Raw genomic sequence first — 19,997 nt, forward strand, 5'->3', positions numbered from 1 at the left:
GGCCCTGTCCGGGCCGCAGTCGGCACCGGCGGCCCCGGCGCAGCCCGGCCCGCGGCCCGCGCCGCAGGTCCCCGCCCAGGGCGTCGCCTCCACCCCGCTCACCAGTGGCCCCGGCGGCGGTCAGCCCTCCTGGGCCCAGCAGGTGCACCGGCTGGCCGGTGAGGACCAGCCGGTCGCCCCCTGGAAGCCGCCGGTCGAGGACCCCTTCCAGGCCGCCGCCCGGCGCCAGGCGTCCGCCCGGCCCGCCTCCCTGGGCAGGCGGTTCGCCGCGCGGCTGCTGGACACCGTCGTCGTGCTCGGCGTGACCGGGGCGGCCGCCGTGCCGCTCGGCACCAAGGCGCTCGACCACATCGACCAGAAGATCGACGCGGCCCGCTTCTCCGGCGAGACGGTCACCGTGTGGCTGCTGGACTCCACGACCTCCGTCTACCTCGGCATCGTGCTGGGCGTCCTGCTGGTCTTCGGCGCGCTCTACGAGGCGCTGCCCACCGCCAAGTGGGGCCGCACGCTGGGCAAGAAGCTGTTCGGGCTCGAAGTGCGCGACATCGAGGCCCACGAACCGCCCACCATGGGCGGGGCGCTGCGCCGCTGGCTCGTCTACAGCGTCCCCGGACTGCTGGTGATCGGGGTCGTGGGTGTTCTGTGGTGTCTGTTCGACAAGCCGTGGCGGCAGTGCTGGCACGACAAGGCCGCGGGTACGTTCGTGGCGGGATGACCCGGTACGGCGAGCGGCGCGGATGATTCCGTACTCCGGACGGCCGCTCGCCGGATGCGGGAACCGGGGGTTCGCGGTCGACTCGGGCCATGAGCAGTGAACCGCCTCCCGGCCCCGGCGGACAGCCGCCCGAGGACGACCCGTTCAGGAAACAGCCCCCGCCCGGGGACTCCGGCGCGGGCTCGCCGTACGACAGCCAGCCGCCGCCGTACCAGGGCGGTCCCTACGGTGGTGACCCCTACGGCTCCGGCGGCTACCCGGCCGATCCGCTGGCCGGGATGCCGCCGCTCGCGGACGGCGGCCGGCGCACCCTGGCCCGGATCATCGACATGATCATGGTGGCCGTGGTGGTGTGGCTGCTCACCTGGGCGTTCCGGGTCAACGAGCTGGACATGAGCGCCGACAACGTCAACTACGGCAAGTCGCTCGTGCAGTCCGTGATCGCGGCCGTCCTCTACATCGGCTACGACACCTTCATGATGTCCCGGACCGGCCAGACGCTCGGCAAGAAGTGGCTGGGCATGCGGGTGGCCAATCTGGACAACGGAGCCACGCCCTCCGTGCAGACCTCGTTCGTGCGCGCGCTGGTGCTGTGGATCCCGTTCGCCTTCTGCTGCGCCTGCATCTGGACCGCGATCTGCGGCGGCTGGAGCTTCTTCGACAAGCCCTACCGGCAGGGCCTGCACGACAAGGCGGCCAAGACGGTGGTGGTCAGCACGCGTTGAGGCGGTGCTGCGGCGCGGGTCAGGCGGCGCGCTCGGGAACCGGTGCCGGGGCCGGCGCGTCCTCCGCCACGGCGGGGCCGGGCGGCGGATCGCGATGACGCGCGCCTTCGGCCTGGGTGCCGTCAGCGCCACCAGCAGTCCGAGGGCAACTGCCGCGACGGCGATGAGCGCGATGGCCGCACCCGAACTCGCCTGTGACAGCAGCAGCATGGCGAAGGTCGACAGAAGCACGGTGCACGAACCGTAGGCGAGCTGTGCGGCGGTCGGACGAGGCATGGTGATCGTGTCCTCGGAATCGGGGGTACACGGGGGTGTGGGCCTGGCATTCCGCCAACTTCTGGGCGTTCCGCCAGTCGACTCTAATCGCGTGCATGCCCGAGCGGAACGAACAGTAAGCGTGACCTAACCAACAGTACCGGTGCACGGGGGGCGCACGGAGTCATGGTGTCCACGAACTGGACGCTGTCACGCGCCTGTCGAGTATGCCGCGGGTGTCCGTAAAGCGGATCGCGACTCCGCATAGTGCAATTGACCTGCTCAAGTCAAGGTCTGTCTTTTCTGCTGAACCTCTAGTCAAATGTCGTCACTTGACTACACGCGTTGATCACGCGCGCGCGAATCTCCATGACCAGGAACCCTCCCGTCGCGCGCGCACAACGCGGGGGAGGATCTCAAGTGACCAGCAGACCCTGGACGTTCAGAGCGGCGGCCACCGCTGTCGCGCTCGCGGCGGCCGCCGCCACGCTGTCCGCCGCCGGCGTGGCACAGGCGGACTCGCCGGCCCGGCCGGAGGCCGTGGACCGCCACGACCCGCACCCTGGGAAGGGTACGGACTCGCACGACCTCAAAGGCCCCCTGAGCGACACTCAGGCCGCCCAGCGCGAGGAGGCCCTGAACCAGGTTCTCTCCGGCAAGGCTTCGGTGAAGGACCGCAAGGGCTCGAAGGTCGTCCAGCTGAAGAGCAAGAAGGGCGACAGCAAGTACGTCGAGCTCGGCCGTGAGAAGACCGACAAGATCTTCACCATCCTGGTGGAGTTCGGGGACCAGATAGACAGCCGCTACGGCGGCACCCCCGGTCCCCTGCACAACCAGATCGCCAAGCCGAACCGGAAGAAGGACAACTCCACGGCCTGGCGCGAGGACTACGACCAGCAGTACTTCGACGACCTGTACTTCGGCCACGGCAAGAACGTGGACTCGGTCAAGACGTACTACGAGAAGCAGTCCTCGGGCCGTTACTCGGTCGAGGGCGAGGTCTCCGACTGGGTGAAGGTCCCCTACAACGAGGCCCGTTACGGCAACAACGCCTGCGGTGACAGCAACTGCCCGAGCGTGTGGAACGTCGTCAGCGACGGTCTGAACGCCTGGGTCGCCCAGCAGAAGGCGGCCGGCCGCACCGACGCCCAGATCAAGGCGGACGTCGCTCGCTACGACGAGTGGGACCGCTACGACTTCGACGGCGACGGCGACTTCAACGAGCCGGACGGCTACATCGACCACTTCCAGATCGTGCACGCCGGTGAGGACGAGTCCGCCGGCGGCGGCGTCCAGGGCGAGGACGCGATCTGGGCGCACCGCTGGTACGCCTTCGGCACCGACGCCGGCGCCACCGGCCCCGAGCAGAACAAGCTCGGCGGTGCGAAGATCGGCGACACCGGTATCTGGGTCGGCGACTACACCATCCAGCCGGAGAACGGCGGCCTCGGTGTCTTCGCCCACGAGTACGGCCACGACCTCGGTCTGCCGGACCTCTACGACACCAACGGCGGCGAGAACTCCACCGGCTTCTGGACGCTGATGTCGTCCGGCTCCTGGCTCGGCCAGGGCAAGAAGGAGATCGGTGACCTGCCCGGCGACATGACCGCCTGGGACAAGCTCCAGCTCGGCTGGCTGAACTACGACACCGCCAAGGCCGGGGTCAACTCCTGGCACAAGCTGGGCGTTGCCGAGTACAACACCAAGCACAAGCAGGCGCTGGTCGTCAATCTGCCGAAGAAGGCCGTCACCACTGAGATCGTCACTCCCGCCGAGGGCCAGACCCAGTGGTGGAGCGGCAGCGGTGACAACCTCAAGAACACGCTGACGCGTTCGGTGGACCTCACCGGCAAGTCGAAGGCCGAGCTGACCTTCGACGGCTGGTACGACATCGAGGCCAACTACGACTACCTCTACACCGAGGTGTCGACCGACGGCGGCGCCAACTGGACCGCGATCGACGGCACGGTGGACGGTCAGCCGGTCCCGCGCGACGGCAGCGACAAGCCCGCGCTGCACGGCACGCTCGACGGCTACAAGAAGTTCGCGTTCAACCTGGACGCCTACGCGGGTCAGAAGATCGACCTGCGCTTCCGCTACCAGACCGACGGCGGCGTGGCCCAGAAGGGCTTCGCGGCCGACGCGATCTCGGTGACCGCGGACGGTGCGGCGGTGTTCACCGACAACGCCGAGACCGCGGACGCCGCTTGGAAGGCGACCGGCTTCTCCCGTATCGGCGCGTCCTTCACCAAGGACTACGCGCAGTACTACATCGCCGAGAACCGGCAGTACGTGTCGTACGACAAGACCCTCAAGGTCGGCCCGTACAACTTCGGCTTCGCCGACCGCCCGGACTGGGTCGAGCACTACGCGTACCAGAACGGTCTGCTGATCTGGAAGTGGGACACCTCCCAGGCGGACAACAACACCAGCCAGCACCCGGGTACCGGTCTGATCCTGCCGATCGACTCCCACCCGACCGCGCTGAAGTGGACCGACGGCACGCTGATGCGCAACCGCATCCAGGCCTACGACTCGCCGTTCAGCACCTTCCGCAGCGACGGCATGACGCTGCACAAGGCGGGCGTCGCGAAGTGGATTCCGGGCTCGAAGGGTGTTTCGGTCTTCAACGACCGGAAGAACGACTACTACGACGAGTCGAACCCGACCGGTGGCGTCAAGATCACTGACACCAACACCAAGATCAAGATCACCAAGGAGGCCAAGAACGGCTCCACGATCGAGCTTGAGGTTGGCAAAGCGGGCCGGTAATTAGCATCTGCCCAGGTCAGAGCGTGATCGGCGGTGACCCCCTGGCGGGTTGCCGCCGATCCGTGTTTAGGTGCGTCCTGTGGCTCTCTTATTGACACCGACGCACACGGGGGTGTGACCGCATGGCCGCAGGAGGTTTCTGCAAGCTGCCGACCGGCAGCGTGGTGGTGGCGCTGAACCTGCCCTCGCCGTCCGCCGACGGCACGGGCTCGGTCCGCGTCCTCGTCCACGCCCGCAACCGGGCCCGGGCCCTGACCAGGCTCCGGAATCTGGGTCTGCGGGCCGTCTACCTGCGCGGCAACCTGGCTCCTCCGACCCCGGACGAGATCACCGCGGTCCTGCACCATCCGGACGGACTGATATGGCGTACGGCCCCCGACCTGGGCGTCACCCCGGCCGCGGATCTGGAGCAGGAGCTGTGGCGCCCGATCAGATCCCTGCTCAGACGCCCGGCGGCACCGGCGTAGGGGCGGATGCCCGACGGCACCGGCGTGGGGCGGCTCGGGCGTGGGGCGGCACCGGCGCAGGTCGGCTCAGGCCACGACCGGCTTGCCGGTGAGCTCCACGCCCGCCTGCCGCAGCTCCTCCAGGGCCCGGTCCGTCGTCTCCGCCGCGACCCCCGCCGTCAGGTCCAGCAGGACCTGGGTGCGGAAGCCCTCGCGGGCCGCGTCCAGGGCGGTGGCCCGGACGCAGTGGTCGGTGGCGATACCGACCACGTCGACCTCGGTGACCTGCCGGGCGCGCAGCCAGTCGGCCAGCTTCACGCCGTTCTCGTCCGTGCCCTCGAAGCCGCTGTACGCCGCCGCGTACGCGCCCTTGTCGAAGACCGCGTCGACGGCGCCGGAGGCCACCGCGGGGGCGAAGTTCGGGTGGAAGCCCACTCCCTCGGTGCCCGCGACACAGTGCGCGGGCCAGGAGCGGACGTAGTCGGGGTTGTCGGCGAAGTGGCCGCCGGGCGCGATGTGGTGGTCCCGGGTGGCGACCACGTGCTGGTAGCCCGAACCGGCGGCCTGCCCCACCAGCTCGGTGATGGCGGCGGCGACATCGGCCCCGCCGGCCACCGCGAGGCTGCCCCCCTCGCAGAAGTCGTTCTGCACGTCTACGACGATCAAGGCGCGGCGCATGGTGGGTGTCCTTCGACGGAGTGTGAACTTACGAGCCTAGAGACTGGGACGGCACTGCGGGAGGGCGCACCCGCATTGGCTACCCGGGCACCCTCAGAGGTACTCCGTCGGAATGACCGGTTCCCCCCGCGACAACTGCGTCGCCGACAGCGGCAGCCCCGCCCGCGCGGCGATGTGCCGGTCCCGTACGACGTCCAGCGGCTCACGCGTCACCACGTCACCGCCCTTGACCAGCTCCACGAGCAACTGCCGGTCCGCCAGTCCGGCCGGAACCGGTCCGGTTCCGATGACCTCGGCCTCCGCGGTGCCCTCCGCGTCCACCCGCCGCGCCGCCCACTTGCGGCCGCCGATGGAGGTCTTGCCCCCGGTCGACTTCTTCGCCACCGGCACCAGCGGTGCCGCCGGATCGGCGGAGGCGGCACGGGCGACCAGCTTGTAGACCATCGAGCAGGTCGGGTGCCCGGAGCCGGTCACCAGCTGGGTGCCCACGCCGTACGCGTCCACCGGCGCGGCGGCCAGCGAGGCGATGGCGTACTCGTCCAGGTCCGAGGTCACGATGATCTTCGTGTCCCGCGCCCCCAGCTCGTCCAGCTGCTGCCGCACCCGGTGCGCCACCAGCAGCAGATCACCGGAGTCGATGCGGACCGCGCCCAGCTCGGGCCCGGCCACCTCCACGGCCGTACGGACCGCCTCGGCGACGTCGTAGGTGTCCACCAGCAGGGTGGTGCCCCGGCCGAGCGAGTCCACCTGGGCCCGGAACGCGTCCCGTTCGGTGTCGTGCAGCAGGGTGAAGGCGTGCGCGGAGGTGCCGACGGTCGGGATGCCGTAGCGGAAGCCCGCCGCCAGGTCGGAGGTGGAGGTGAAACCGCCCAGGTAGGCGGCGCGCGAGGCGGCGACCGCGGACAGCTCGTGGGTGCGCCGGGCCCCCATCTCGATCAGTGGCCGGTCCCCGGCGGCCGAGGACATCCGGGAGGCCGCGGCGGCGATCGCGGAGTCGTGGTTGAGGATGGAGAGGATCACCGTCTCCAGCAGCACGCACTCGGCGAAGGAGCCCTCGACCCGCATGATCGGCGAGCCGGGGAAGTACACCTCGCCCTCGGGGTAGCCCCAGATGTCCCCGCTGAAGCGGTAGTCCGCCAGCCAGTCGAGCGTCCGCCCGTCGACCACGGCACGCTCGCGCAGGAAGCCGAGGACGCCCTCGTCGAACCGGAAGTTCTCCACCGCGTCCAGCACCCGTCCGGTGCCCGCGACCACCCCGTACCGCCGCCCGTTGGGCAGCCGGCGGGTGAAGACCTCGAACACGCTCCGCCGTTCGGCGGTACCCGCCTTGAGCGCCGCCTGGAGCATCGTCAGCTCGTACTGGTCCGTGAAGAGCGCCGTCGACGGAACTTCCACCGGCAGCCCAAGGTCCGCTGTGTTCATGGCAACGACCATACCGCACTTCGCGTCAGTGTGACGATTTATGGGGGGCGTGGCAGCATGGGCTGTGTGACGTCACCCGCTCCCGTAGAGATCGAACGCACCGAGTCGGCGGAAGAGGTCTTCGCCGTCCCCGAGCCCGACGTCCCCTGGGTCACGATCGTCCACAATGACCCGGTCAACCTCATGAGCTACGTGACGTACGTCTTCCAGACGTACTTCGGCTATCCCAAGGACAAGGCCACCAAGCTCATGCTCGACGTCCACCACAAGGGCCGGGCGGTCGTCTCCAGCGGAACCCGCGAGGAGATGGAACGCGACGTGCAGGCGATGCACGGATACGGACTGTGGGCCACCCTCCAGCAGGACCGGAAGTAGCGACCAGCGCTGATGCCAGGAACCTTCGAACCGCTCCCCGGCGGCGGCGCGGCCGTCGCCCTCGACGACGTCGAGATCTCCATCATCCGGTCGCTGGCCGTGCAGCTCCTGGAGCTGATCGGCCCGGGCCCCGGCGCGGAGACCTCCGACGACCCGCTCGCCGAACTCTTCACCGACGGCCCGAGCGAGCCGCCCGCCGACCCCGTCCTGCGCCGCCTCTTCCCGGACGCCTACAGCGACCCCGAGGGCACCCCCGGCCCCGAGCAGGCCGAGGAACAGCGCGCCTACTCCGCCGAGTTCCGCCGCTACACCGAGAACGACCTGCGCGCGGGCAAGCGGGAGAACGCGCTCGCGGTGATCCGCACCCTGGACGGGCTCAGCGCCGAGTCCGCCGGTGACGGTGGAGCGGTGCTGAAGCTGGACCCGGACGAGTCCCGGCAGTGGCTCGGCGCCCTCAACGACCTGCGCCTGGCGATCGGCTCCCGCCTCGACATCACCGACGAGGACGACACCGAGCTGCTCTACCGCCTGCCGGACGAGGACCCGCGCAAGCCGATGGTGATGGCCTACCTCTGGCTGGGCGGCCTCCAGGAGACCCTCGTCTCCACGCTCATGCCCTGAACGTGACGGTTGTGACCGTTGTGCGGACTCGCTCAGCGGACGCTCAAATCCGGATAACGATCACGTCAACCCCTCGGCACCCTGTGCCCCTTTTATGTCCCCTTTGCGCCCTTTTCTCTGTGGAGTGCGCCACATTCGCGCCCTGAATTCCGCCGTGCGGCCGTGATAGACCTTCAACCCGCTCGGCGCGAACACCACCCGCATGTTCGGCCGGGTGCGCCACCGAGCCGACCATCGTCGGCCAGGCACCGCTCCATCATCCGGGGGGATCGAGATCCGGTCCGCGGCCGCACACACGGCCCGGGTCGGCATGGAGAAAGGCGCACGAACACATATGACCTCCGCTCAGGTCGACACGGAGAAAACACCGGAAGAGGGCTACGAGCGCGGACTCGGCAGCCGCCAGGTCCAGATGATCGCCATCGGCGGCGCCATCGGCGTCGGCCTCTTCCTGGGCGCCGGGGCGAACATCGCCAAGGCCGGCCCCAGCCTCATCGTCATGTACGCCCTCGCGGGCGTGATCATCTTCTTCATCATGCGGGCGCTCGGCGAGCTGCTCCTGTACCGCCCGGTCTCGGGCTCGTTCGCGGAGTACTCCCGCGAGTTCCTCGGCCCGTTCTTCGGCTACTTCACCGGCTGGACGTACTGGCTGATGTGGGTGGTCACCGGTATGGCGGAACTGACCGCCGCCGCGATCTACATCAACTACTGGTTCCCGGAGGTCCCGCAGTGGACGTCCGCGCTGGTGTTCCTGGTCATCCTGTTCGGCGCCAACCTGATCTCGGTGAAGCTCTTCGGCGAGATCGAGTTCTGGTTCTCGATGGTCAAGGTCACCGCCATCATCGGCATGATCGTGATCGGCCTCGGTGTCCTCACCTTCGGCTTCAGCAACGCCGGTGACAGCGCCGCCGTCTCCAACCTGTGGGCCTTCGACGGCTTCTTCCCCAAGGGCATCGGCTCGTCCCTGATGACCCTCCAGGGAGTCATGTTCGCCTACCTCGCCGTCGAGCTCGTCGGCGTCACCGCGGGTGAGTCGGAGAACCCCGAGAAGACCCTCCCCAAGGCGATCAACACCCTGCCCTGGCGTATCGCCCTGTTCTACGTCGGCGCCCTCACCGTCATCCTCTGCGTGGTGAAGTGGACCGAGTTCGCGGAGGGCGTCAGCCCCTTCGTGAAGGCGTTCGCCGTCATCGGCATCCCGGCCGGCGCGGGCATCGTCAACTTCGTGGTGCTCACCGCCGCCCTGTCCTCCTGCAACTCGGGCATGTACTCCACCGGCCGCATGCTGCGCACGCTCGCGGACAACGGCGAGGCCCCGAAGGTCTTCAGCAAGCTGTCCTCCACCAAGACGCCCGCCTTCGGCATCACCATCTCGGTGCTGTTCATGGGCATCGGTGTGGTCCTGAACTACATCGTCCCGGAGAAGGCCTTCGGCTACGTCGTCTCCGTCGCCACCGCGGCCGGCATCTGGACCTGGCTCATGATCCTCATCAGCCACGTCCTGTACCGCCGCGCGGTCGACGCGGGCCGCCTGCCCGCCTCGTCCTTCCCCGCCCCGGGCGGCGCGAAGTGCAGCTGGATCGCCATCGTCTTCCTGCTCTTCGTCACCGGCCTCATCGCCTACGACGCCGACTCCCGGGTCTGCCTCTACGTGATGGCCGGCTGGGCCGCCGCCCTCGGCATCGGCTGGCTGGTGCTGAAGTCCCGCAGCCCGGAGGTCACCCAGCGCCGCGACCCGGAATTTGAGAAGGTCGGCTGACCCCATCCCAGCCGTCCGGCATTCGGGCCGCCCCGTACCACCCATCGGTACAGGGCGGCCTGTTTGCTTATCCTGGCCAGATGCTGACCATCACCCAGGCCCTCGTCGACCAGATCGTCGCGCACGCGCGCAAGGACCACCCCGACGAGGCGTGCGGCGTCATCGCGGGCCCGGCCGGAAGCGACCGCCCCGAGCGTTTCATCCCGATGCTCAACGCGGCGATGTCGCCCACCTTCTACGAGTTCGACTCCGGCGACCTGCTGAAGCTCTACCGCGAGATGGACGACCGCGACGAGGAGCCGGTGGTCATCTACCACTCGCACACCGCGACCGAGGCCTACCCCTCGCGCACCGACATCTCCTACGCCAACGAGCCCGGCGCCCACTACGTCCTGGTCTCCACCGCCGACACCGACGGCCTCGGCGAGTTCCAGTTCCGCTCCTTCCGGATCCTGGAAGGCGAGGTCACGGAGGAGGAAGTGAAGATCGTCGAGGCGTACTGAGCGCCTGCCGATCTCGCACTGATCGCGTACTGATTGCGTACTGATCGCGTACTGATCAGTAGGACGCCCGCGCCCCGATCTCACACCCCGGATGATTCATGTCCGCCCTGTGAGATCACACTCCAGGAGCCGGTCCGGGAATCGATACGATGACCCCATGGTTCTTCTCGACGTGGGCGACAAAGCGCCGGGCACGCTGCTCGTTGCGCGGCTGCACGTCGACCTGTGCAGGCTGAACAGCGCCATCTGTTGACCCGCCCGCTGTAGCCGTACGGCCGCGCAGCCGCGGCGCGCCGATGCGCGCCCACCGAGACCAGACCACTTTTTCCGACAGGAGCCCCTTGCCATGGCCATCGAGGTCCGCATCCCCACCATCCTCCGCACGTACACCGACGGTCAGAAGGCGGTGGAGGGCAGCGGAGACACCCTCGCCGAGCTGTTCCAGGACCTGGAGACCCGGCATGCGGGCATCAAGGCCCGCATCGTGGACGGCGAGCAGCTGCGCCGGTTCGTCAACGTCTACCTGAACGACGAGGACGTCCGCTTCCTCGAAGGCATCAACACCAAGCTCACCGACGGCGACAACGTCACGATCCTGCCGGCCGTGGCCGGCGGCATGGCCTGATCCGCATGCGCTACGACTCCCCGCTGGCCGCGGTGGGCAACACCCCTCTGGTGCGCCTGCCGCGGCTGTCGCCGTCCGCCGACGTCCGGATCTGGGCCAAGCTGGAGGACCGCAACCCCACCGGCTCGGTCAAGGACCGCCCGGCCCTGCACATGATCGAGCAGGCGGAGAAGGACGGCCGACTCACCCCCGGCTGCACCATCCTGGAGCCGACCAGCGGCAACACCGGCATCTCCCTGGCCATGGCGGCCAAGCTCAAGGGCTACCGCATGGTCTGCGTGATGCCCGAGAACACCTCCCAGGAGCGCCGGGAACTGCTCGCCATGTGGGGCGCGGAGATCATCCCCTCCCCGGCCGCGGGCGGCTCCAACACCGCCGTGCGCGTCGCCAAGGAGCTGGCCGCCGAGCACCCCGACTGGGTGATGCTCTACCAGTACGGCAACCCGGACAACGCGGGCGCCCACTACGCCACCACCGGCCCCGAGATCCTCGCCGACCTGCCCTCCGTCACCCACTTCGTGGCGGGCCTGGGCACCACCGGCACCCTCATGGGCGTCGGCCGCTACCTGCGCGAGCACAAGCCGGACGTGAAGATCGTCGCCGCCGAGCCGCGCTACGACGACCTCGTCTACGGCCTGCGCAACCTCGACGAGGGCTTCGTGCCCGAGCTGTACGACGCCTCCGTGCTCACCTCCCGCTTCTCCGTCGGCTCCGCCGACGCGGTCACCCGCACCCGGGAACTGCTCCAGCAGGAGGGCATCTTCGCGGGCGTCTCCACCGGCGCCGCCCTGCACGCGGCGATCGGCGTCGGAAAGAAGGCCGTCAAGGCGGGGGAGTCCGCCGACATCGTCTTCGTCGTCGCCGACGGCGGCTGGAAGTACCTGTCGACCGGCGTCTACACCGCGGCGACGACCGAAGAGGCCATCGAGGCACTCCAGGGCCAGCTCTGGGCGTGAGCGTCCCTTACGACGCCAGGTGACGGACCTGGTCCCACAGGACCGGGTCCACCACCCCCACCTTCTTCCGGAAGCCCCACACCGGCACCTCGCGCAGCTCGTCCGTCTCCAGGAAGCTCGCCCGGCCCTGTGCGTCGCTCACCGCGCCCGGCGGCAGCGGGATCACCCCGGACCGCTCGTCGTGGTAGCGGCTGGTGATCTTCGCGACCCGGACCCGCCTGCCGTGCACCGCCAGCACCAGACACGGCCGGTCCTTCGCACCGGGCCGGTCCTCGAAGGGCACACTCGCCCACCAGATCTCCGTGGGCCGCGGCCGCACCGCCGGCCGGCGCCGGGCCGACCGCGCCGAGGACCTGCGCCCCCACCCGTCCACCAGCGCGGCGACCAGCGCCAGCAGCACCACCGCCGCGAGCGCCAGCCACCAGGACGTGTCCATACGACGACATTACCGGCGCGCGCCAAGCCGTGCGCGCCCTTCTCGCGCCTCCTGCGCCCCACTGCCAGCCGAACCGGTGACACCACAGGTGAGTTCGCCCACAACAGCCCTTGGCGGAGGAGCGACCGGGCGTTTCGCGCCTTACGCTCGACAAACCGCACGACCCCCGTCGCCCCCCATCCGGATTTCCCGCCAGCGGAGGTTTCTGCTTCATGAAGCTCACCGTCGTCGGCTGCTCGGGGTCGTTCCCGTCCGCGGAATCGGCCTGTTCGAGCTACCTCGTCGAGGCCGACGGCTTCCGGCTGCTCCTCGACATGGGCAACGGCGCCCTTGGCGAGCTGCAGCGCCACTGCGGTCTCTACGACCTCGACGCGATCTTCCTGAGCCATCTGCACGCCGACCACTGCATCGACATGTGCGGCTATTTCGTCGCGCGCTACTACCGGCACGACGGCGGCCGCTGCGACCCCATCCCGGTCTACGGACCCGAGGGCACCGAGCACCGCCTGACCACGGCCTACGCCGACACCCCGTCGGCCTCCTCGATGAGCGAGGTCTTCGACTTCCACACCGTCAAGCCGTCCACCTTCGAGGTCGGCCCGTTCACCGTGCACACCGAGCGGGTGGCGCACCCGGTGGAGGCGTACGGCATCCGGGTCGAGCACGGCGGGAGGTCCCTGACGTACTCCGGCGACACGGGTGTGACGGCGACCCTCGACGAACTGGCCCGGGACACGGACCTGTTCCTGTGCGAGGCGGCGTTCACGCACGGCAAGGAGAACATCCCCGACCTGCACCTCAACGGCCGTGAGGCGGGCGAGACGGCGGCCCGCGCGGGCGCCCGCCGCCTGGTGCTGACCCACATCCCGCCGTGGACCGACCCCGCCACCAACCTCGCGGACGCCCGCGCGGTCTACGATGGTCCGGTGACGCTGGCGGCGCCGCGGCAGACGTACGAGATCTGACGCCGCGGTGGCCGGCCGAGGTTCAGGCGGCGCTGTCCGGTACCTCGGCCAGTACCCGGGCGAGCATCTCGAAGTCCTCGGACACGCTCCGGCCGGCGCCCCGCGCGACGGACTTGCGATATGCCGGTACGACCGTCTCGTAGCGGCCGCTGGCGAGGGCCAGCGTGGCCTGCACCTCGAACAGGCGGGCCATGAGATGGCGATTGGACAGTTCCTCGTCCGCCTCGGCCGAGGTGATGGCGTCGACGAGGGCGGACAGCCGGCCCAGGAGGCGGCTCGACTCAAGGAGCGTGCCGTAGTACGTGGCCTCCACCGTCCGTCCGGCCGCCGCCAGCAGGTCCGCATACCTGCGCAGGTGCTCGGCCTCGCCGAGCTGGAGGGCCAGCTCGCACAACAGGCTCCAGGAGTCGACGATCCGTTCGCAGCGGTAGCCGGGCGGGCCCGCGGGCACAGCGTCCCCCGCCGAGGCCGCCAGCCTCGTGAAGGCATCCCTCAACTCGTTCTGGGACGGGGGCTGGCGATCGAGGGCGTCACGGATCTCGTAGTACACCCACTTCGGGTTGTCCGGTTCCTCGGCTCGGGCCTGCCGTGCCAGCCGGACGTACAGCTCGCGCTTCCCCCTCTTCTCGATCACCTCCGGCAGATAGCCGAAGTGCTCGAAGCGGACATCGACCTCGACGCGTGCCGGGGCCTGGCCCTGCGGGTCGTAGGGGTGTTCGTGGACGCGGCCACGGAAGCGGAGCGGGCCGTCCGCGCGCAGGACACGCTGCGTATTGGTGTACGCCCGGCCGCCGCCGGTGTCGGCAACGACAGGGGAGACGACAAGGGCGGAGCCGTCCAACAGAGGGTCCAGATAGTCGAGCACGGACAGGGCGCGCCTGAGCCGTCCGGCGTGCGACGGCATGAGGACCTCGTCGGCGTCCACATGGCACAGCCAGCCGTCGGTGACCTCGGTGAATGCCAGATTGCGCTGGTGGGCGAAATCGTCGGCCCACGGCGCGGACCGGATCCGGGTGCTGTCGCGAGCCCGGAGTGCCTGTTCGACGGTGTCGTCGGTGGACGCGGAGTCGATTACCAGGCAGTGGTCGACGTCGTCGGCCAGTGCAGTCAGGCACCGGGCGATGCGTTCCTCCTCGTTGAGGGTGAGCACAACCGCGGTCACCGGGCGGGGGCGGTGCGCGGCGTATCCGGCGGCCAGTTCCACGAGGTCCGGGCAGGACAGCTCCGTGGCCGCGAGATCGGGCGACAGGGAGGTGATCAGCCTCAGGTCGGCGGCGAGCGGGGAACCGGCGAGGGCTCCGTTCCCATGGGCGAGATCGAGCAGGTTGGAGAGGTTCATGGCGGGGGCGGGCTTCCCTTGTGGAGGGCGGTCGGGGAGTCGAGGGAGTGTTCCAGGTCGAAGGCGAGGTCCCGGACATGGCCGTGCGAGACCATGACCTTCGTTCCCTTGACAGTGCGCAGCGCGTCCCAGATCCGGGCGACGGTATCCCGGTCGATGCCGCTGAAGGTCTCGTCGAAGAGGTACACCCGAGGGCCGTGCAGGACCGCGCGGGCGATCGACAGCCGCTGTATCTGGCCGCGCGACAGGCCCGTGCCCGTTTCCCTTATCGGTTCGTCGAGACCCTCGGGGAGGCTGTCGAGCACCTCCAGGAAACAGGCAATCCGACAGGCATGAAGGATGTCGGCCTCGCTGCGCCGGGTGCCGAGGGTCAGGTTCTCGCGCAGCGAGGCGGTCAGCAGGACCGGGTGCTCGGGGACGTACAGGACATGGCGTGGCAGCTCGGCCGAGGGGATGCGGTTGATCTCGGCGCTGCCGAGGGTGATGCTGCCGCCGTAGTCGGGGTGTACTCCGGCGAGCAGGGCGAGGAGTGTGCTCTTACCGGAGCCGTTCGCGCCTCGCAGGAGCATGGACGTGCCGTCCGGGATGTCCAGGTCGAGGCCGTTGAGTGTGTCGTGCCCGGCGCCGGGGTGGCAAAAGCGAAGTGACCTGACGGTGATATCGGCCGGTTCGAGCGGGGACTCGGCCTCCTCGGCCGACAGGGTGAGCCGGGCGTCGTCGCGCTGGAGGACCACGTCGCGGTACCGGCCGAGGGCGGCGGACGTGCGCTGGACGGTGACCTGGAGGGACGCCACGGAGTCCATGGCACCGAGGAAATAGCCGGCCATGGTAAGGAAGCCGAAGACCTGGCCGACGGTGAGTGAACCGGAGAGCATGCGGCTCAGCGCCGCCCAGGCCGCCACCACCGTGAAAACGGTCTGGCTGGCCGTCTTGATCACCGAGTTGATGTTCTCCAGACGGCCGAGACGGGTTTCGGAGGCGATCCTGCGATCCAGTGCCCGGTTCATTCGGGAGAAGGCGAAATCCCGTTTTCCGTATCCTGTCAATTCGGTTTGTCCGCGCAGCGAGTTGAGTGTTTCGGATTTGAGTGTGGCATCCCGCTGCAGGGCCTCCTGGGAGGCATTTCTGATATGCGGGAAGAGCAGGATGGAGCTCAGTACGTTGACTGCAGCGGGCGGAATCAGAAAAAGGAAAAGAGTCGGCCCTGTGGCGAGCAGATAGCCGCCCACGGAAAGGATGACGCAGAGGTCGATGGCTGCTCGTACGGAGGCCGCGGTGACCAGTGACTGGATCTCTTGCACATCGTCGATCCGGCTGACCAGATCACCGGCCCTGCGGCTTTTGAAATAGCCGGCGGGTAGCCGCAGAAGTTTGCGCAGATAGCGTTCCGACAACTGCCGCTGGAGGGACTGGCTGAGTGCCACGACGGCGCGGCCCCGTAGGTACTGGATGCCCGCCGCCACCAGGGCGATGCCGATGAACTGGGCGGACATGACGGCCAGCGCCCGTCGGGAGCCGTCCCGCATGACGTGGTCAACGGCCAGCTGGACGAAGAGGCTGTTCAGCAGCGCCACCAGCGCCACCACGGCTGTCGCCACCAGGACGAGGGAGAGCTGTCCCCGGTGGGCACGCAGGGCCTGCCACACCAGGCTTTGGGCATGTGACGCCCGGAGCCTGGCCCCCAGTGGCAGCCGTGCCGTCGGCCGGTCGGTGACCAACGCCTCCCCATGAAACACCTCGGCGAGCACGTCGGGCGACAGCCGCATCGGACGCTGCGTCAGGGGGTCACCGATGATGAAGTGGCCGCTGTCGGTGACCTCGTGGACGACCACGAAGTGCCGATCACCGTCCTCGTCCAGCAGGATGATCGTCGGCCCCGCGAGTCGTACGGCCTGTCCGAGTTGTTCGGTGTCCAGCCTGAGCGGTTCGCTGTCGACGCCGTAGCCGCGCAGGACCTCGCGGAGCCTGAGCAGGTTGGAGCCCCGCTCGCCCAGCCCCGTGGACTCACGCAGGACCGCCGCGTCGGCCACCATGCCGTGCCGCAAGAGCACCGAGCGCACGCACGCGGGGCCGCAGTCGGTGTCTCCCGACTGCTGGGTGTGGTATCTCTGCCACTTCACCGAAGAACTCCAGGGCGAGGAAAGGAGCGCGCCCGCCTCCGAAATGAGGCGGGCGCTGATCCGTACTACAGCTTGTCGCAGCCCAGCGACTTCCAGAGCCCGTAGTAGTCCCCGTGACTGCAGGACATCGGATTGCCGATCTGAGCGAAAATCCACTCGCACCGGGCGCGGCTCGGCTTGCCCTCACCCGAGGCCGCGGCGGCCTCCTCATCGGTCAGTGCGGCGAACTTCAGGTCACGCAGAGCTTGCAGGCTCATTTCTTTCCCCACTTCTTTTGGTCGCGGCCGCTTTCGGCCTGGTCTAGACCATAGTTGGGGGTCTTCTTGGTGATCAAGGTGCGACCCTGTGATCATGATCATAGGATCCTCCGGGCTGGAATTCCCGTCTGATGAAGCGGGGGGTGTCGACCCGTTTTCCTGGGTGGACATGCAAAACTCCCCGGTCCGTCGGGCAGACCGGGGAATTTAGAGTGAAGCGGTTTTGGGGGTCTTACTTGGCCTCGGCCTTCTGTATTTCCGCCAACTCCTCGTCCGACTCCCGGCCGGGCGTGGGCAGGTTGAACTTGGTGATGGCGAAGCGGAAGACGGCGTAGTAGAGGACGCCGAAGCCCAGCCCCACCAGTGCCAGGCCGAACGGATTATTGGCGATACCCAGATTCAGGGCCCAGTCGATCGCGCCCGCCGAGAAGCCGAAGCCGTCGCGCATGCCCAGTGCCCAGGTCAGTGCCATGGAGATGCCGGTGAGAACCGCATGGACGGCGTACAGGACCGGCGCGATGAACATGAAGGTGAACTCGATCGGCTCCGTGACACCGGTGACGAAGCTGGTCAGCGCGAGCGAGAACATCATGCCGCCGATCACCTTGCGGCGCTCCGGGCGGGCGCAGTGCACGATGGCGAGACAGGCGGCCGGGAGGCCGAACATCATGATCGGGAAGAAGCCGGTCATGAACTGGCCCGCGGTCGGGTCACCGGCCAGGAAGCGGGCGATGTCGCCGCTCTTGCCCTCGTAGTCACCGGCCTGCAGCCAAGGGAACGAGTTGAGCAGGTGGTGCATGCCGATCGGGATCAGCGCACGGTTGGCGACGCCGAAGATGCCGGCACCGACCGCACCTGAACCCACCAGCCACTCACCGAAGTTGTGCAGACCCGCACCGAGGACCGGCCAGATGTAGCCGAAGGCGATACCGATGACCACGCCCGCCAGCGCCGCCAGAATCGGCACGAGTCGGCGGCCGCCGAAGAAGCCTGCCCAGTCCGGCAGCTTGGTGCGGTAGAAGCGCTGGTAGAGCAGCGCGACGACGAGGCCCATCACCACGCCGCCGAGGACCTTGGCATCCGCCGGGGCGTCCACCATGACGACCTTGCCGTCGACGGCCGTCGCCACCTTGGGCAGGTTCTCGTCGGTGAACGTGGCGAGCACGTTCTTGAAGACCAGGTAGCCGACGACGGCGGCGAGCGCCGTGGAGCCGTCCGACTTCTTCGCGAAGCCGATCGCGATGCCCACGGCGAACAGCAGCGCCATGTTGTCGAGAATCGCGTTGCCGCCGGCTGCCATGAACGAAGCGATCTTCGTCAGGAATCCGGGAAACTCCGGGCGGCCGAGCATGTCGGTGTTGCCGAGACGCACCAGCAGTGCGGCGGCGGGCAGGACGGCCACCGGCAGCATCAGGCTGCGGCCGATACGCTGCAGCACAGCCATCACGCCGGGGCCCTTCTTCTTGTCGGCCGCAGGAGCGGCGCTGGCCGTGGACACAACTTCCTCCATGGAGCATGGCGCCGCCCGGGGGTAGATGAAGGGGAGGGCGACGCAGGTGGTCTACACCACTCAGTGGTGTAGACCTGTTGTAGCACGATGAAGGCGGCATAAGGAACCCGCGATTCCTGTGCGGGAACCGCGGGTTGCGCAACCGTTATTCGGGCCGAAAAGTCAGACCTTTGTGACGTCCTCGACCTCGTCCTCCGGCTCCCGTCCGGGGGTCTTCAGATCGAACTTCGTGATCGCGAAACGGAAGATCGCGTAGTACACGACTGCGAAGCACAGACCGATCGGAATGATCGCCCACGGCTTGGTCGCCAGATTCCAGTTGATGATGTAGTCGATGAGACCGGCGGAGAAGCTGAACCCGTCGTGCACCCCGAGCCCCCACGTCACCGCCATCGACACACCCGTCAGCAGCGCGTGGATCGCGTACAGCACCGGCGCCACGAACAGGAACGAGTACTCGATCGGCTCGGTGATACCGGTGACGAACGACGTCAGCGCCACCGACAGCATCAGACCGCCGACCTCCTTGCGGCGGTGCGGCTTCGCGGTGTGCGTGATCGCCAGCGCCGCGGCCGGAAGCGCAAACATCATGATCGGGAAGAACCCGGAGAGGAACTGCCCCGCGTCCGGGTCGCCCGCCAGGAACATATTGATGTCACCGTGCACCTCGGTGCCGTCCGGCTTGGTGTACGTGCCGAACTGGAACCAGATGGGCACGTTCAGGAACTGGTGCAGCCCGATCACCAGCAGCGCCCGGTTCGCGACACCGAAGATGCCGGCGCCCCACGAACCCGCGTCGCTCAGCCAGTCGCTGAAGTCCTCCAGCGCGTCACCGATCGGCGGCCAGATCCACAGACACAGCGCCGCGAAACCGATCGCGACGAACGCCATGATGATCGGCACCAGCCGGCGGCCGTTGAAGAAGCCCAGCCAGTCCACCAGCTTGGTGCGGTGGTAGCGGGCCCAGAAGAAGGCCGTGAGCAGCCCGATGACGATGCCGCCGAACACGCCCGGGTTCTGGTAGGTGAACGCCTGCACCGTCCCGTCCGCCGTCCCCTGGCAGCCGATCCCCGGCACCGCCTCGGTGCCGCTCGGGCAGTCCTCCGGGAACTGGCGCAGCACATTGAAGTAGACGAGGAACCCCGCCACCGCCGCCAGCGCCGTCGAACCGTCCGCCTTCTTCGCCATGCCGATCGCGACACCGACGCAGAACAGCAGCGGCAGGCCGAGCGAGCCGTCCAGCAGCGCACCGCCCGCGCCGTTCATCACCTTGGCGACGTTGTCCCAGCCGAGCCCGTCGTCACCGAACACATCGGGCTGACCCAGCCGGTTCAGGATGCCCGCGGCCGGCAGCACGGCGATCGGCAGCTGGAGGCTGCGGCCCATCTTCTGCAGGCCCTGGAACGCCGTGTGCCAGCGCTGTCGTGCCGGGGAGATCTCGGAGGGCGCATTCATCAGTTGGCGACCGCCTGTCAGGTGGTGTAGACCAGTTATCCGACGATTGGGTTGCTGTGACGT

Annotated in this window: 20 protein-coding genes; 12 read left to right on the forward strand and 8 right to left on the reverse strand. The window is 68.5% G+C overall.

The window, feature by feature from the left end; translation table 11 throughout:
* From GA0115233_RS15480 to GA0115233_RS15500, 4 genes are all read left to right on the forward strand, one after another.
* Positions 1-715: RDD family protein (locus GA0115233_RS15480; RefSeq protein ID WP_255310207.1), on the forward strand; the 715-nt coding region annotated here is incomplete at its 5' end.
* Positions 716-804: 89 nt separating this feature from the next.
* Complete coding sequence (locus GA0115233_RS15485; protein WP_093720797.1) at positions 805-1,440, forward strand: RDD family protein; 636 nt, start codon at positions 805-807, stop codon at positions 1,438-1,440.
* A gap of 675 nt (positions 1,441-2,115) precedes the next feature.
* Entirely contained in the window at positions 2,116-4,467 is a 2,352-nt protein-coding gene (locus GA0115233_RS15495) for an immune inhibitor A domain-containing protein (protein ID WP_093720798.1), read from the forward strand.
* 122 nt (positions 4,468-4,589) lie between these two features.
* Entirely contained in the window at positions 4,590-4,934 is a 345-nt protein-coding gene (locus GA0115233_RS15500; RefSeq protein ID WP_093720799.1) for a hypothetical protein, read from the forward strand.
* A 66-nt stretch (positions 4,935-5,000) separates the two neighbouring features.
* Here the strand turns inward: GA0115233_RS15500 and GA0115233_RS15505 are convergent, their stop codons facing one another.
* On the reverse strand, positions 5,001-5,591 hold the full coding sequence (locus GA0115233_RS15505; RefSeq protein ID WP_093720800.1) for an isochorismatase family protein: 591 nt from the start codon (positions 5,589-5,591) through the stop codon (positions 5,001-5,003).
* A gap of 93 nt (positions 5,592-5,684) precedes the next feature.
* On the reverse strand, positions 5,685-7,013 hold the full coding sequence (locus tag GA0115233_RS15510) for a nicotinate phosphoribosyltransferase (RefSeq protein ID WP_093720881.1): 1,329 nt from the start codon (positions 7,011-7,013) through the stop codon (positions 5,685-5,687).
* Between the two features lie 57 nt (positions 7,014-7,070).
* On the opposite strand from GA0115233_RS15510, the gene clpS reads away from it, so the two are divergent.
* The 7 genes from clpS (at position 7,071) to GA0115233_RS15545 (ending at position 11,852) form a co-directional block, all read left to right on the forward strand.
* Positions 7,071-7,388, forward strand: a complete 318-nt coding sequence (gene clpS, locus GA0115233_RS15515) for an ATP-dependent Clp protease adapter ClpS (RefSeq protein ID WP_093720801.1) — start codon at positions 7,071-7,073, stop codon at positions 7,386-7,388.
* Between the two features lie 12 nt (positions 7,389-7,400).
* On the forward strand, positions 7,401-8,009 hold the full coding sequence (locus tag GA0115233_RS15520; protein WP_093720802.1) for a DUF2017 domain-containing protein: 609 nt from the start codon (positions 7,401-7,403) through the stop codon (positions 8,007-8,009).
* Positions 8,010-8,343: 334 nt separating this feature from the next.
* A complete protein-coding gene (locus GA0115233_RS15525; protein WP_093720803.1) occupies positions 8,344-9,768 on the forward strand; it encodes an amino acid permease in 1,425 nt (474 codons plus the stop codon).
* Positions 9,769-9,848: 80 nt separating this feature from the next.
* Positions 9,849-10,271: a Mov34/MPN/PAD-1 family protein gene (locus tag GA0115233_RS15530; RefSeq protein ID WP_093720804.1), complete on the forward strand. Its 423-nt coding sequence runs from the start codon at positions 9,849-9,851 to the stop codon at positions 10,269-10,271.
* A gap of 157 nt (positions 10,272-10,428) precedes the next feature.
* Entirely contained in the window at positions 10,429-10,524 is a 96-nt protein-coding gene (locus GA0115233_RS42345) for a putative leader peptide (protein WP_313895875.1), read from the forward strand.
* Between the two features lie 93 nt (positions 10,525-10,617).
* Positions 10,618-10,896, forward strand: coding sequence for a MoaD/ThiS family protein (locus GA0115233_RS15540; RefSeq protein ID WP_093720805.1), 279 nt, complete (start codon positions 10,618-10,620; stop codon positions 10,894-10,896).
* A 5-nt stretch (positions 10,897-10,901) separates the two neighbouring features.
* Positions 10,902-11,852, forward strand: a complete 951-nt coding sequence (locus GA0115233_RS15545; protein WP_093720806.1) for a PLP-dependent cysteine synthase family protein — start codon at positions 10,902-10,904, stop codon at positions 11,850-11,852.
* A gap of 7 nt (positions 11,853-11,859) precedes the next feature.
* On the opposite strand, the gene GA0115233_RS15550 is transcribed toward GA0115233_RS15545, so the two are convergent.
* Positions 11,860-12,288, reverse strand: coding sequence for a type II toxin-antitoxin system PemK/MazF family toxin (locus tag GA0115233_RS15550; protein ID WP_093720807.1), 429 nt, complete (start codon positions 12,286-12,288; stop codon positions 11,860-11,862).
* A 212-nt stretch (positions 12,289-12,500) separates the two neighbouring features.
* Between GA0115233_RS15550 and GA0115233_RS15555 the strand changes: the two genes are divergently transcribed.
* Positions 12,501-13,253, forward strand: coding sequence for an MBL fold metallo-hydrolase (locus GA0115233_RS15555; protein WP_093720808.1), 753 nt, complete (start codon positions 12,501-12,503; stop codon positions 13,251-13,253).
* Positions 13,254-13,275: 22 nt separating this feature from the next.
* Here the strand turns inward: GA0115233_RS15555 and GA0115233_RS15560 are convergent, their stop codons facing one another.
* The 5 genes from GA0115233_RS15560 to GA0115233_RS15575 form a co-directional block, all read right to left on the reverse strand.
* Complete coding sequence (locus GA0115233_RS15560) at positions 13,276-14,592, reverse strand: glycosyltransferase (protein WP_093720809.1); 1,317 nt, start codon at positions 14,590-14,592, stop codon at positions 13,276-13,278.
* A complete protein-coding gene (locus GA0115233_RS15565) occupies positions 14,589-16,712 on the reverse strand; it encodes a peptidase domain-containing ABC transporter (RefSeq protein ID WP_176711794.1) in 2,124 nt (707 codons plus the stop codon). The genes GA0115233_RS15560 and GA0115233_RS15565 overlap by 4 nt, the downstream gene beginning before the upstream one ends.
* Before the next feature lie 65 nt (positions 16,713-16,777).
* Positions 16,778-16,969 carry a hypothetical protein gene (locus GA0115233_RS41015; protein ID WP_176711795.1) on the reverse strand — a complete coding sequence of 64 codons (192 nt, stop codon included), beginning with the start codon at positions 16,967-16,969 and terminating at the stop codon, positions 16,778-16,780.
* Between the two features lie 232 nt (positions 16,970-17,201).
* Positions 17,202-18,467, reverse strand: coding sequence for a PTS transporter subunit EIIC (locus tag GA0115233_RS15570; RefSeq protein ID WP_093720811.1), 1,266 nt, complete (start codon positions 18,465-18,467; stop codon positions 17,202-17,204).
* 174 nt (positions 18,468-18,641) lie between these two features.
* The gene (locus GA0115233_RS15575) at positions 18,642-19,934 is read right to left on the reverse strand and encodes a PTS transporter subunit EIIC (RefSeq protein ID WP_093720812.1); all 1,293 of its coding nucleotides are present in this window, start codon (positions 19,932-19,934) and stop codon (positions 18,642-18,644) included.
* Positions 19,935-19,997: the final 63 nt, after the last annotated feature.

Source organism: Streptomyces sp. DI166, assembly GCF_900091315.1.
Classification (GTDB): Bacteria; Actinomycetota; Actinomycetes; order Streptomycetales; family Streptomycetaceae; genus Streptomyces; species Streptomyces fuscus.

Excerpts from the sequence above, each read along its gene's own strand:
- GA0115233_RS15485 (WP_093720797.1), top strand. The coding sequence starts at position 805 with ATGAGCAGTGAACCGCCTCCCGGCCCCGGCGGACAGCCGCCCGAGGAC.
- GA0115233_RS15500 (WP_093720799.1), top strand. The coding sequence starts at position 4,590 with ATGGCCGCAGGAGGTTTCTGCAAGCTGCCGACCGGCAGCGTGGTGGTG.
- GA0115233_RS15505 (WP_093720800.1), bottom strand. The coding sequence starts at position 5,591 with ATGCGCCGCGCCTTGATCGTCGTAGACGTGCAGAACGACTTCTGCGAG.
- GA0115233_RS15510 (WP_093720881.1), bottom strand. The coding sequence starts at position 7,013 with ATGAACACAGCGGACCTTGGGCTGCCGGTGGAAGTTCCGTCGACGGCG.
- clpS (WP_093720801.1), top strand. The coding sequence starts at position 7,071 with ATGGGCTGTGTGACGTCACCCGCTCCCGTAGAGATCGAACGCACCGAG.
- GA0115233_RS15520 (WP_093720802.1), top strand. The coding sequence starts at position 7,401 with ATGCCAGGAACCTTCGAACCGCTCCCCGGCGGCGGCGCGGCCGTCGCC.
- GA0115233_RS15525 (WP_093720803.1), top strand. The coding sequence starts at position 8,344 with ATGACCTCCGCTCAGGTCGACACGGAGAAAACACCGGAAGAGGGCTAC.
- GA0115233_RS15530 (WP_093720804.1), top strand. The coding sequence starts at position 9,849 with ATGCTGACCATCACCCAGGCCCTCGTCGACCAGATCGTCGCGCACGCG.
- GA0115233_RS42345 (WP_313895875.1), top strand. The coding sequence starts at position 10,429 with ATGGTTCTTCTCGACGTGGGCGACAAAGCGCCGGGCACGCTGCTCGTT.
- GA0115233_RS15540 (WP_093720805.1), top strand. The coding sequence starts at position 10,618 with ATGGCCATCGAGGTCCGCATCCCCACCATCCTCCGCACGTACACCGAC.
- GA0115233_RS15545 (WP_093720806.1), top strand. The coding sequence starts at position 10,902 with ATGCGCTACGACTCCCCGCTGGCCGCGGTGGGCAACACCCCTCTGGTG.
- GA0115233_RS15550 (WP_093720807.1), bottom strand. The coding sequence starts at position 12,288 with ATGGACACGTCCTGGTGGCTGGCGCTCGCGGCGGTGGTGCTGCTGGCG.
- GA0115233_RS15555 (WP_093720808.1), top strand. The coding sequence starts at position 12,501 with ATGAAGCTCACCGTCGTCGGCTGCTCGGGGTCGTTCCCGTCCGCGGAA.
- GA0115233_RS15560 (WP_093720809.1), bottom strand. The coding sequence starts at position 14,592 with ATGAACCTCTCCAACCTGCTCGATCTCGCCCATGGGAACGGAGCCCTC.
- GA0115233_RS41015 (WP_176711795.1), bottom strand. The coding sequence starts at position 16,969 with ATGAGCCTGCAAGCTCTGCGTGACCTGAAGTTCGCCGCACTGACCGAT.
- GA0115233_RS15575 (WP_093720812.1), bottom strand. The coding sequence starts at position 19,934 with ATGAATGCGCCCTCCGAGATCTCCCCGGCACGACAGCGCTGGCACACG.